Here is a 13,292-nt window from a genome sequence, read left to right as displayed (position 1 = left end):
GCATACAATAAAACACGCTTTACACTGTGAAACTGCTATTCCATATATGAATAGTTAGTTATCGTCAAGTTTGTTGTTTTTATGTATCCGCACTCATAGGGTGGGGATTACTGCACGTTCAGAAACAGATATTAGATTAGGAAGGATGATTCTTATGTGCGGGATTACAGGATGGGTGGATTATAAGCGCTCATTAGAAGGGGAAAGGGACGTTGTGACGAAAATGGCGGAAACGCTAGCGAAACGTGGTCCAGATGATAATAAAGTTTGGATAAAAGGAAATGTCGCATTTGGGCATAAACGGTTAATCGTTGTAGATCCTGAAGGTGGTAAACAGCCGATGACTTGTTTAAAAGATGAAACGAATTATGCCATTTGCTATAACGGCGAACTGTATAATACAGAAGACATTCGGAAGGAGTTGTTAAGAAGAGGGTACACATTCAAGGGTCATTCTGATACGGAAGTATTATTAGCTTCTTATATCGAATGGAAAGAAGAATGTGTCGATCATTTAAACGGTATATATGCGTTTGCAGTATGGAATGAACAGAAAGAACAAGTGTTTATTGCAAGAGATCGATTAGGTGTAAAACCGCTTTTTTATAAATATGATAGTGGACGATTATTATTTGGTTCAGAGTTAAAAGCGATACTGGCGCATCCAGAGGTGAAGGCGGAAGTAACGTTAGAAGGATTATCAGAAATATTCGGTCTTGGACCATCTCGAACGCCTGGTCACGGTATTTATGCTGGTATTAAAGAATTGCGTCCAGGTCATGCGATGACATTTTCAAAGAACGGTTTATGTATATGGAGATATTGGAATGTAGAAAGCAAAAAACATGAAGATTCATTTGAAGAAACCGTAGAAAAGACACGTTTTTTATTACAAGATGCGATTACAAGACAATTAGTTTCTGACGTACCGTTATGCACATTTTTATCGGGCGGTGTAGATTCAAGTGCAATAACAGCAATTGCCGCAAAAGAATATGAAAGATCAGGGAAAGGTCAATTGCACACGTATTCTATTGACTACGAAGATAACGAAAAATACTTTAAAGCGAATGCATTTCAGCCCAATTCAGACGCTCCATTTATTAACTTAATGACTGAGACATTTCAAACAATTCACCACCGTTGTGTCATTTCAAATGAGCAACTAGCACAGTATTTAACAGAAGCAGTGCTCGTTCGTGATTTGCCAGGTATGGCAGATATTGATTCTTCATTATTATGGTTTTGCCGTGAAATAAAACAAGATTTTGTCGTCGGTTTATCTGGAGAATGTGCAGATGAAATATTTGGTGGCTATCCGTGGTTTTATAGAGAAGATGATTTACAATCAAGTGCATTTCCATGGATGCGGTCTACAGAGGCGCGCGAACAACTTTTAAAGAAAGAATGGAGAAATAAATTAAATTTACAACAATATGTGCAAAGGCGCTATGAGGAATCCATTCAAGAAGTTCCGATTTTAGAGGGAGAAAGCCCGCTAGAAGCAAAGAGACGACAATTATTTTATTTGAACATGGTTTGGTTTATGACAACGTTATTAGACAGAAAAGACCGTATGAGTATGGGGGCAAGCTTAGAAGTACGCGTTCCATTTGCGGACCACCGACTTGTCGAATATGCGTGGAATATTCCTTGGGAAATGAAAATGTATAAAAACCGCGAAAAAGGTCTATTGCGTAAGGCGTTAGAAGGATTACTTCCAAATGATATATTGTATAGAAAGAAAAGTCCGTATCCTAAAACGCATAATCCATACTATACGAAAGCAGTAAGAGTATGGCTACAAGATTTATTAACGGATAAAGGATCAATTTTACACGAACTATTCGATAAAGAGCAGCTTAGTGGATTAATTGAGTCTGGCGGTAGTGCATTTCAAAAACCTTGGTTCGGTCAATTAATGACTGGGCCTCAGCTTTTAGCTCATTTGGCACAAATTCATGTTTGGTTTAAAGAATATGGGGTAAATATTAAGGAATAGTAAGAGGCGGCTTGCATGTTGTGTAAGCCGCCTTTTTTTCTATTTCACTTGAATATAAACATATCTATTGTATTTTCCATCATCTGTTGTTGCGGTTAAGACAACACGTCCGGGTTTTAAAGCTTTCACATGAGTTGTATCATTTTGGGTTTCCAGGGCAATGATGTTTGTGTCACTACTTTTCCAAACTATCTTTTGATTTGTTGCATTTTCAGGAAGAACGGAGGCAGATACAAGTTTTTCATCTCCTTGATTTAGCTCAAAAGATCGCTCGTCTACTTTGATACCTGTAACGGGCACGTGATTTGGTTCGACAGTTACTTTACATGTTGCTACATATTCGCCAGTAGCAGTTGTTGCAGTGATAGTTGTAGTGCCAGTTTGTACAGCATGGATACTTGCTTTTTCATCCGTTGCTTGTATTGTTGCTACATTTGGATTATCGCTTTTCCAAATTAACTTTTTATTTGTAACGTTTGGGGTAATCTTCGCAACAAGTTCAAAGGTTTCTCTTTCTTTTAAAGAGTGTTCGGATTGATTAAGTGTAAGGTTAGTAGGGAACGTTTCAAGTAATTTCTCAGGTGTTTTTGCGTCCCAAGTCATAGGTTTATTCGAGCGCAGTGCTTGTGCTACAACTGCCGCTGTATCCATATTCGTCATAGAAGTTGTAATAGAGGATTTTACTAGAATTCCAGGGCCGTTTGCCGCCCAAAAAATTGTCTTTTCTTCAGGAGATTCTCCGCCATGTCCATATCCTTTTCCTCCGTGGTCCGTTGTCATAATAATGAGGCTATCTTCTAATAAACCAGCGTCACGAATTGCATCTAATACAACCCCTACATTTTTATCTGTTTTTTCAATTTGTTGCATATATGCGGGGCTACCGTAGCCTTTAGAATGCCCAGCACCATCAATATCGTCAAAATGAATGAATGTGATCGCAGTATCTTTTCCTTCGGTTTTAATGTAATTTGAGATTTTTGGTGCTAATTGGTCATCCGGGACAGACTCTAAGTGAGCGCCTACAGATTGTTCGATAATCCCTTTATTAATCGGACTTCATCCAGCGAATGAGGCTATTTTTGCGTATGGTCGTTCTTGTTTTAGTACTTTCATAAAGGATGGATAAGGTGAGTTTTCAGGGAATGCTACTGACCCTGCGACTGTATTATCAAGTTTGGTTTTATCAGGTGTTACACCATGTATGATGCCACCCCAGTTTTGAGCGCTAATCGTTGGTGAAAGAGCTTGCGCATTATAAGTGCTGGCACCGTTAGCGATAAAATTTTTAATATTAGGAGCAGTAGCATCTTTAACAGCGATACCGGCTCCATCTAACCCGATAATAAAGACATGTTTGTATGGGTAGTTTGTAGATTGTTTTAGCCGCTCTTGAAGAGGAAGCATGTCTTGTTCGTCAATTTTTCCATCTTCAGAAATGGCTTGAATTGTCGTTTTTCCAATGCCTTTTCCAATTACTTTGACTCTTTCATCTGTCGCTTCAATGTCTGCGATGCTTTTATCACTACTTGTCCAAGTAACTTTTTTATTTGTTGCATCGGAAGGCTGGATATTGGATTGTAAATAGGTGTAACCATCAATATTTAAATGAAGGGTTGGTTGATCAATGGAGATGTCAGTAACAGCAATTGGTGGAGCGGATTGATACATCTTTTGAACATCTGCAGCTGTTACTGCTTTTCTTAGAATAGATACTTCATCTAGTGTTGCGTCAAAGTTGTTTCCAAATAAAGTTCCTTTGCCATCAACTCCAATTTTTGTTGTGTAATTTGTATCGATTGTACCTTTCGTTTTACTAATATCAATTTGTTGTTCTAGTTTTCCGTCTTTATAAATAGTTGCATATCCATCGCGGTCATGAGAAATCGTAATGTGATGCCAAACGTTATCAGCGATATTTGGAATAGAGGCATCTATGCGAGAGCTACCAGAAGTTTTGAAATTCCAAAGGAGGGCCTTGTCCTTTAACCCAATAAACCACCCTAAGTTTCCGCCACTATTCCAATCTTTATTTGAAATGATAGCTGGATCAGCATTTACCCCGGAAGATTTTACCCAAAAGGCTACTGTGAAATCTGTACTTTCTCCAAATTTTAATTGCGAAGTGTCTCCTAAGTCGATATAAGAAGCGGTTTTTTGTGATATTGCTTTAAACTTGAGAGCCTTATTTATGCGTCCATCTGTAAATAAAGGATTACCATTTTTATACGAAATGATGTGATTGGACGCGGAACTATCATTTAGATTTTCCTCGAACGAAAGTTTAATAACCTCGTCAGTGAGTTTTTCTTGTTGCATTTGTATTGCTGGGGTGGGTGCAGCTAAAACGTTAAATGGAAGTGTCGTGGATAGGATCGTACTCATGGAAAGTGTAGAAATCAATACTGCTTTTTTTATAAAAGGTTGTGTCATTTTAAATCCTCCTTATATGCTTCTTTAATTAGAATTCGACGGAATTCTGTTTTCTTTTCTAAGATAAATAGTAAAGTACAAATTTTGAGGAAATATAACCAGAATATTGAGATTTTTTTAAGGTGTTGTGAAGTTCCACAGTAATTAAGAAGGATACAAAAATATGACAAATAATATTAAATGAATTGTCATATAAAATTCAAAATCATATTAGAAATAATACTTATTTAGAATAATTATTTTGACGTACTTATTATTACTTGTTATAATTGGAAACAAATGTTCTTGAAAAAGATTCTCATTTGCGAAGTTGAGGTGTTATATAGATGAAAAAGAAAAAAATAGGTTTACTCGTAATGGCGTATGGAACGCCGGAGTCATTAGATGATGTAGAGGCGTATTATACTCATATTCGTCATGGGCGTAAGCCGTCTGAAGAAGCGCTTCAAGATTTAGTAGGGCGCTATAAAGCGATTGGCGGAATTTCACCACTTGCAAAAATTACGAAAGAGCAAGCGCATAAATTAACAGATTCATTGAATAAAATGTATACAGAGTATGAATTTGTTTGTTACTTAGGTTTAAAACATATTACTCCGTTTATTGAAGATGCAGTAGAAGAGATGAAGAAAGATGGAATTGAGCAGGCGATTAGTATCGTATTAGCACCGCACTATTCTACATTTAGCATTCAAGCGTATAATGACCGTGCAATTCGCCTATCAAAAGAAATAGGTGGGCCTGTTATTGAACCGATTGAGCAATGGTACGATGAACCGAAGTTTATTTCGTATTGGGCAAATCAAATAAAAGAAACGTTTACTACTATTGCAGATAAAGAGAAAGCAGTCGTGATTTTTTCGGCGCATAGTTTGCCAGAAAAAATTATTGCAGCAGGTGATCCTTACGTAGAGCAATTACAGCAGACAGCGGATTTAATTGCGGCAGAAGCCGGTATAAAGCATTATACAACGGGTTGGCAAAGCGCTGGAAATACACCAGATCCATGGATTGGGCCAGATGTGCAAGATTTAACGAGAGATTTATATGAAGAACATGGTTATGAGTCTTTCGTATATTGTCCAGTTGGCTTTGTGGCAGAGCATTTAGAAGTTTTATATGACAACGATTATGAATGTAAAGTTGTAACTGATGAATTAAATGCCGCATATTTTAGACCAAATATGCCTAATTCACAATCTGTATTTATTGATTGCTTAGCTGAAATTGTTTCCAAAAAAATGAAGGAAATAGTTGACAAGGATTTAGTTTTGAATAATAATTAATTTATAATAATTTTAAATAAATAATAATTACTACGAAAGAAAGAGGAGGATCCCCCTAGATGAATCCAAATAATCGCTTAACAACAAACCAAGGTGCTCCGGTTGGAGATAACCAAAATTCTCGTACAGCTGGTCGCCGTGGACCGGTATTGTTAGAAGACTATCATTTAGTAGAAAAACTGGCTCACTTTGATCGTGAACGTATTCCAGAGCGCGTTGTGCATGCACGTGGTGCAGGTGCTCATGGTGTATTCGTAACGAAAAACAGCATGAAGCAATATACGAAAGCAGCGTTTTTACAAAATGAAGGAACTGAAACACCTGTATTCGTTCGTTTCTCAACGGTTATTCATGGTCAAGGTTCTCCGGAAACAGCGCGTGATCCACGAGGGTTCGCTGTTAAATTTTATACAGAAGAAGGAAACTACGATATCGTAGGTAATCATTTGCCAGTTTTCTTCATTCGTGATGCAATTAAATTCCCAGACATGGTGCATTCTTTAAAACCAGCACCTGATACAAATATTCAAACTCCAGATCGTTACTGGGATTTCATGACGTTAACTCCAGAATCAACACATATGATGACATGGGTATTTTCTGATTATGGTACACCAGCAAACTACCGTGAAATGGAAGGTTTCGGCGTCCATTCATTTAAATGGATTAATGCAGAAGGTAAAATCGTTTACATTAAATATCACTGGAAACCACAGCAAGGTGTGCGTAACTTAAGTGCAAAAGAAGTGCAAGAAGTACAAGGGAAAGACTTCAACCATGCAACTCGTGACTTGTTCGATGCGATCGAAAAAGGAAACCACCCAGAATGGGATTTACACGTACAAGTGATGCAACTAGAAGAAACGGATTCTTTAGATTTCGATCCATTAGATCCAACGAAAGTATGGCCAGAAGATCGTTTCCCATTAATCGAAGTAGGGACAATGACGTTAAACCGTAACCCGAAAAACTTCTTCGCAGAAGTAGAACAAGTGGCGTTCTCTCCAAGTGCAACTGTAAATGGTATTGAACCATCGGAAGATAAATTATTACAAGGTCGTTTATTCTCTTACCCAGATACACAGCGTTATCGCCTTGGTGCAAACTACTTACAAATACCTGTAAACTGCCCATACGCAGCTGTTCATAACCAACAACGTGATGGTGCGATGCAAATAAATCAAAACCCATCTACAATAAACTACGAACCAAGTCGCCATACTGAAAATCCGGTTGAAGACAAAGCTTACCGCGATTCAACTATGAAAGTAGAAGGCTATGTATCTCGTGAAAAAATTGAGAAACCAAATGATTTCAAACAAGCAGGTGAGCGTTACCGTTCATTCTCTAAAGAAGAACAAGACAACTTAATTGCGAACTTAACAAATGACTTAAAGGACGTAAATGAGCGCACGAAATTATTAGCTGTTTGTAATTTCTTCCGTGCAGATCAAGAGTACGGTATGCGTTTAGCTGGGGCGTTAAATGTTGATATTACGCAATATGTAGGGAATGCTCCGAAATAAAGTGAAAAAGACGACCGGGTTTCGGTCGTCTTTTTATTTGTAGTGTTTGCTATTATAAAAATGTTTATAGCAATTGGGAAACAAGGTGATGAGCGCGCTGCGTTTATAAAAAACAAAGCGATGGCTGAGGCGTTTCAAATTATGAGGGGGCTAATGGTACTTGAGATGATCCTTTTTATTTATCATCGTTTTAATGAAACGATAGGAACACCGTTTAATCCGGTTCGCTTTTTAGCTGTAATAGCTGTGGCATTTCTTATTATCTTAAGTACGAATAAAAGAAAGTACGGTGATTCGTAAGTTACGCCGGGGTATTTTTCGGTTTCATCATGTCGGAATTTGTTGGTAAATCGATATGTTGTGTCGAAACGTCGATATATTGAAAGAATCGCTGATATATTCCCTCTAATACCAGATGGGGTATTTTAAGACGTAAATATAAACACTTATGTAACAAGTCCCCTATATTTAATAAAGCTAAGTGGCCTGAGTTCTACAGTAGATAGGAACTCAGGCTTTTTTATGCAAAAAATTTATGAAATCTTTTTGGGATAACGCTGAGGACAAGAAAGAGTGCGATTTCACCTAAAATAGCGACAATGATATTGAATAAGAAGGTACGAAAGTTTGCAGTGATATGATTAAGAATAGCGTATTTCCAATAGGATAAGCTCATAAAAATCACTCCCTGAGGCATTTTTTATAGTATATAAAATTTGTTTCATAAAAGTGCATGTCCTAGTTTGTAATTTGTAAAAATACAAAATGAATTCTCAACAAAACCTCAACAATTGAGTAAGAAAAGAATATGGAATATATTACTTATACCACTACATAGAAATAGGAGTATTTACAAAGTTGTTTTCTGAATTAACATAAAATTTACAAAAAACTAATAAATTGTTGAAATGATACAAACAAAAATATATACTCTTTATATACTTTTTACAAAATAAGGATGTGATTAAATGATTTACAAGGTTACTTAATTGTATATGAGTTGTTTCATTCAAGGATTCGAAATAAATTTAAGTGAGGAGAAATGAATATGTTTCGATTTATGAAATCTCCAATCGGTATAGCGGTTGGGGTAGCTGCGGTTATATTGGCATCACCAAAAGCGAGAAAGGGATTGCGAAAGCTTGCAGTAAAAACAGTATCAGCCTTTCTTGGTGCGAAAGAACAAATTCAAAGTACGGGTTCGGAAATGGAAGAGGCTTTGCCGAAAGTGAAAGAAGCGGCACGTAAAGTAGCTGTGAAAACAGTATCACCAATTATAGGAGCGGTCGAAGCTGTTCCAAATACAATTTCTAAATTCCAGGAAAAATGGGTTTCTCGTGTAAATGCGTATCATTCTGAGCAAAATATAGATTATGAAAATTTGCCCGTCAGTCCTTAAGTACTACATGAGTAATACAGCTTTTTACTTCCTTCAAGACGATAAGGAGGATGGGAATGCAAAGTAAATCATTAAAAACGAGATTTATACGATCATTACCTGGAAGAATTCGAATTGAAATTTATAAGTTAAAACACAACAAGAACATGGCGAACTTGATATTAGACCGATTTAGTCAAGCGGAAGGTATTTATCAAGTAAGTCCCTCAATTTCTACAGGAAGAGCCCTTATTACTTACGATATCAACAAGACCTCTCTACATAACATTTGCAAAATAATTCAACTTATAGAAGAACAAGTGACCAAGCGAAAGAAAACTAGTACAAATAGCAGTGAAGAAAAGAAGGAATTAATAGATTATTCATCTAGTGTAGTTTCTCGTAATAATGACACTGCTCATAGTAAAAAGGATGAAGGTGTGCCGTTACCGTTAGCACTTTCGGTTGTTGGGTTAGGTGCTTTCGGCATAAAACAATTATTTATGGGTAGATCTGCCTTAGCTAGAAGTCCTGGTCTTTTTTATGTATCTGGAGCTTTATCTGTTGTGACGGGTTATCCGTTCCTGAAGCGAGGATTCAAAAAAATGGTTGCTAGCAAAAAGGTGAATTCTGATTTTGTGCTTGGTGTAGGAACACTTGCACTTGCGCTCGCACGGGAGAATATTGTCGTGCTTGCTGGTCTTAGTCTATTAAACTACTTAAACTGGAAGCGTAGTCAGGCAAACATAAACGAAGAAAATGAAGCGTATAAAGAAAATCTCCTTTCTCCAGAGATTAAAGCGTATAGTGAAAAACAATCAAAATGGGGAATGATTTTTGGTGGAGCAACTTGGGCTTTCACTAGAAATCCTTTACGCGGAATGGCAGTTTTATTAGCGGCTAATCCGAAACCAGCTGTCTCATCGGCAGAATATGCGTGGCGACAAGGTGACCTCGTTGCAAGAGAAAGAGGATATGTCATTCCAAGTGGTGGGTCGTTATCACAGTTGTCTCGAACAAAAACGATAGTATTGGATGATACATCTCGTATATTCCAGTCCTCAGCAGAGGGGATGAGTTGTATTTCACAAGATGAAAATGAAGGGCAAGTTTGGTGTACAGCCGCTTCTCTTATTGAGAAAAGTGAGCATGTATGGAAAGAAGAAGTTATGCAACGGGCGGCGCAAACTGGAAGGACGTTAAGAAGAGCGTTTGAAGTTCAAATAGAGAATGAAGGGATAAAAGGTGAAATCCAAGGGATAACTTCCTTTTTCGGAAGTAAAGAATTTGCCGAGCGAAATGGTGTAGATATAAGTGCGTATGAGCTGGAAGTGAAGAGACTTGAAAAAGAAGGTTTTCAAGTGCAGTTCGTCGCTAAAAATAAAAAATGCCTCGGTCTATTAGTTGGATCGAAGGTTACTATTATTCCTGAATTCAAAGAAGTAGTAAATGGATTACGTGAAAATAAGTGGAGTATAGGCGTTTTGCAAAATAGTTTACATGTAAATCGTAACATTCTTTCTCATTATGGCGTGGATGATAGCTGGCAGCAGGGGGATGCGGCCAAACGGGTGAAATTGCTTCGCTCAAGTGGAGAAGAGGTATTATTTGCATCGGATCATAATAATGATTTTCCGTCTATACCGTTTGAAGAAATAAAAAATATCCCACAATCTACAGCGTATGCAAACCGAATCAATAAGTTGGTGAATGAGCATTTCCGCGCAGCGAAAGTGTGGAATGTGGTGGGAGAGATGTTAGCAGTTTGGTCTATATTCACAGCACCTGTAATCGCCTTATTTGCAAATGCTTTATCGTTAACGTTCTTATCTAGGGCGAAAAGAATGAGTGAGAAGATATTTTCCTATGGAGAATTGTCGAAAATGGATTCTTCTCAGCCAAAAGTGATGCCTGCTAAACAAGATCAAATTCCGTGGTATACATTTAATCAGGAAAAAGTGATGAATAGATTACAAGTCGAGAAGCAATATGGATTAAGTGATGCACAAGTGAATATGCGAAAAGAAGAATATGGGATGAACCAAATTGAACCGAAACCGTCAGTTCCTTGGATTGTATCGTTTATGGGTCAATTTAAAGAATTTACATCGCTTATTTTACTCGGAGCAGCCGGATTATCTGTTATATCTGGTGGTTGGTTCGATGGATTAGCGATGGGGACAATTCTCGTTGTAAATGCAATAATTGGGACGCTTCAAGGGCGGAAGGCGGAAAAGGTAGTTGAGGCTTTAAATCAATTCCGAGCTCCTGTTTGTAAAGTAATACGAGAAGAAGCAGAAATAGAAATATCAAGTAGTGAACTCGTTCCTGGAGATATTGTCTGCCTGGAAGCGGGAGACCGCGTACCTGCTGATCTTCGCGTTGTTAACTCTTGGAACTTAGAAATTAACGAAGCGATGTTAACGGGAGAGTCACTTCCAGTTGAAAAGAAAGCGGACGCTATGCTAGAAGAATGTTCGTTAGCAGAACGAAACAATATGCTCTTTATGGGGACGTCTGTAACGCGCGGTAAAGCGGTAGCGATTGTAGTAGAAACAGGTATGCGTACAGAGATGGGCTATATGATTTCCTTAATGAAAGGGGAGGAAACAGAGCCCACGCCATTGCAGCAAAAGGTGACATCTATTAGTAAAACATTTATTAAAGGAGCATTTGTAGCTGGTGGTCTTGTACTTATGGCGGGGCTACTAAGGGGACTGCCAATTACGCAAATGATCACGACGTCGGTTGCTCTTACTGCCTCTGCTGTTCCAGAAGGGTTGCCAATTATGATCACAATTGCTTTAAGTGCGGGTATATTCCGTATGCAAAAGCAAAATGCACTCGTTCGAAAGCTTTCGAGTTTAGAAACGCTCGGTAGAACGACGGTAATTTGTTCTGATAAAACGGGAACTCTTACGAAAAATGAAATGACGGTTAAAGTAATTGCTACGCCGAATCGTTTATGGAGTGTAACGGGTGATGGGTATGAACCAGTAGGGGCGATTGCTGATGTAACTTCATCTAAAGTTGCTGCTGCTGTAGATGCGGATATAGAAGAGGATACTTATTATGAAACGGAAAGTATGCCACTAGAAAATCCGGATTTATCTCGTATTCTTCAAATTGGTGTCCTTTGTAACAATAGTAAATTAGAGCAGGAAGATGACCTATGGATTGTGAAAGGTGATCCGACTGAGGGAGCTTTATTAAGTTTAGCTTTTAAAGCGGGTGCATTACATGAAGATATGGCGTCATTTGAACGCCATCATGAAGAACCCTTTGATTCAGAGACAAAAATTATGAGTGTTGTTTGTAAAGAGAGTAACGCTGAAGGGTTATATAAGTTCTCGAAAGGTTCTGTAGAGGCAATTCTTACTCGTTGTAAATGGTATCAAGATAACGGTCAAATATATCCGTTATGTGATAAGCAAAAAGAAGTTATTTTACAACAAAATGAAGAGTTTGCGAAACAGGCATTACGAGTATTAGGTTTCGCATACAGCAATGGCGAAAGTGATGATCTTACTTTTGTTGGATTAGTCGGTATGATTGATCCGCCAAAACCTGAAGTGGAAGAGAGTATTCGTGAAGCGATTGAGTTAGGTGTGAAGCCAGTAATGATTACGGGAGATCATCCGACTACGGCGATTTCGATTGCGAAACAAACTGGAATTTGGAACCGTGAAGATCGTGTTTTAACGGGATTAGAAATTGATAACATGGCAGATGAGGAATTAAAAGAAGTTGTGAAAAGTACATCTGTTTTTGCTCGTGTGACTCCGGCTCATAAATTACGAATTGTAACTGCCTTCCAAGCTGATGGTCAAATTGTCGCGATGACTGGAGATGGTGTAAATGATACACCGGCTATAAAAAAGGCGAATATCGGTATTGCGATGGGGCAAACCGGAACAGAAGTTACGAAAGAAGCTGCTGATTTGATTTTGAAGAAGGATCACTTCGGTTCAATTGTTGAAGGGGTAAAAGAAGGTAGAACGATCATCGGAAATATTCGTAAAGCAGTTGGTTGTTTGTTAACGGGGAATTTAGCGGAAGTGTTAGTGACTAGTGCTGCTGTTATTGCAGGAATGCCGATTCCGTTAGTGCCAATTCAAATTTTATTAATGAATCTTATTACCGATGCTTTACCAGCAATGATTTTAGCTGTAAACCCTGGAAACAAAACGAAGCAAACGAAACGCCAGGATATTGTTGATAAAGATTTGTACAAAAAAGTTGTGACAAGAGGAGTATTGCTTGGGGTAGGCTCGCTCGCTGTATTTGGTATTAGTTTAGCGGCTGGAGTGCCACTTCCAGTAGCACAAACATCAGCATTTGCGGCTTTAGTTGCCGGACAGCTCATTCAAACTTTCTCTTGGAGACAAGAGGGATCAGAAGAAACAATGCGTGATTGGTCAAAAGATCGTTTCTTTATTACAGCGTTAGGAACGTCTTGGCTCGTATTACTATCAGCTATATATGTACCGCCGTTAGCTCGTATATTCCATACCGTTCCGTTAACACTCACGCAATGGATACCTGTTCTTCTTGTGGCGGGCACAGTGTCTCAAATCTCGAAACCTATTATTAATTTAGTTTCATATAAGAATACTGATTTAGTAAAACCGGTAGTTTCTGAATCTGCATTATTAAAAACAGTGTAA

General features: G+C 38.1%; 8 protein-coding genes. 6 read left to right on the top strand and 2 right to left on the bottom strand.

What is annotated here, in order from left to right; genetic code table 11:
• Window positions 1-154 precede the first annotated feature (154 nt).
• Window positions 155-2,002 (top strand): asparagine synthase (glutamine-hydrolyzing), encoded by a 1,848-nt coding sequence (gene asnB / locus BAU27_RS05620; protein ID WP_071770330.1) that lies wholly within the window; start codon window positions 155-157, stop codon window positions 2,000-2,002.
• Between the two features lie 39 nt (window positions 2,003-2,041).
• Here the strand turns inward: asnB and BAU27_RS32715 are convergent, their stop codons facing one another.
• Together BAU27_RS32715 and BAU27_RS32710 are read right to left on the bottom strand one after the other, a co-directional pair.
• Window positions 2,042-3,040 carry an Ig-like domain-containing protein gene (locus BAU27_RS32715; protein ID WP_302848830.1) on the bottom strand — a complete coding sequence of 333 codons (999 nt, stop codon included), beginning with the start codon at window positions 3,038-3,040 and terminating at the stop codon, window positions 2,042-2,044.
• Window positions 3,041-3,061: 21 nt separating this feature from the next.
• Window positions 3,062-4,435, bottom strand: a complete 1,374-nt coding sequence (locus BAU27_RS32710) for a LamG-like jellyroll fold domain-containing protein (RefSeq protein ID WP_254797939.1) — start codon at window positions 4,433-4,435, stop codon at window positions 3,062-3,064.
• 326 nt (window positions 4,436-4,761) lie between these two features.
• On the opposite strand from BAU27_RS32710, the gene hemH reads away from it, so the two are divergent.
• From hemH to BAU27_RS05590, 5 genes are all read left to right on the top strand, one after another.
• A complete protein-coding gene (hemH, locus tag BAU27_RS05610) occupies window positions 4,762-5,721 on the top strand; it encodes a ferrochelatase (protein WP_071770329.1) in 960 nt (319 codons plus the stop codon).
• Window positions 5,722-5,780: 59 nt separating this feature from the next.
• Window positions 5,781-7,247 (top strand): catalase KatB, encoded by a 1,467-nt coding sequence (gene katB, locus BAU27_RS05605; protein ID WP_071770328.1) that lies wholly within the window; start codon window positions 5,781-5,783, stop codon window positions 7,245-7,247.
• A gap of 60 nt (window positions 7,248-7,307) precedes the next feature.
• Window positions 7,308-7,547 (top strand): hypothetical protein, encoded by a 240-nt coding sequence (locus BAU27_RS05600; protein ID WP_254797938.1) that lies wholly within the window; start codon window positions 7,308-7,310, stop codon window positions 7,545-7,547.
• Window positions 7,548-8,295: 748 nt separating this feature from the next.
• Window positions 8,296-8,646 carry a YtxH domain-containing protein gene (locus BAU27_RS05595; protein WP_071770326.1) on the top strand — a complete coding sequence of 117 codons (351 nt, stop codon included), beginning with the start codon at window positions 8,296-8,298 and terminating at the stop codon, window positions 8,644-8,646.
• Window positions 8,647-8,702: 56 nt separating this feature from the next.
• Window positions 8,703-13,292 carry a cation-translocating P-type ATPase gene (locus BAU27_RS05590; RefSeq protein WP_071770325.1) on the top strand — a complete coding sequence of 1,530 codons (4,590 nt, stop codon included), beginning with the start codon at window positions 8,703-8,705 and terminating at the stop codon, window positions 13,290-13,292.

Source organism: Bacillus sp. NH11B (assembly GCF_001884205.1).
Classification (GTDB): Bacteria; Bacillota; Bacilli; order Bacillales; family Bacillaceae_G; genus Bacillus_A; species Bacillus_A proteolyticus.
The sequence above is the reverse complement of the archived record's forward strand: the minus strand, read 5'-3'. Positions and strand labels throughout refer to the sequence as shown.